Here is a 299-nt window from a genome sequence, read left to right on the forward strand (position 1 = left end):
CCTTCTGCATCAAAGGGAGTTTGAAAACCAAAATCGGCACTCAGGGATTTCACCTTCCCGTATCTTTCAGAATCTATGATATCTTTTACAAATTTGATGTGAGGCAGGAAAGGAGTCCACATGGCCTCCATTAAAAACACATTATTTTGCCGGGCCACGGCAATCATCTCCTCAACCTGCTGCTTATTTAGTGCAAAAGGTTTTTCGCATAATACTGCTTTACCGGCACGAAGGCAGAGCAGGGTATGGGAATGATGAAAACTATGTGGCGTGGCAACATATACGATGTTTAAAAGAGG

Annotated in this window: 1 protein-coding gene; it reads right to left on the bottom strand. The window is 43.1% G+C overall.

All coding sequences use genetic code 11. From position 1 onward, the window contains the following. Window positions 1–299 (bottom strand): Gfo/Idh/MocA family protein (locus tag HC176_RS18925; protein WP_167920514.1); only part of this gene is annotated, 299 nt, incomplete at both ends.

This window comes from Tamlana crocina (assembly GCF_012037625.1).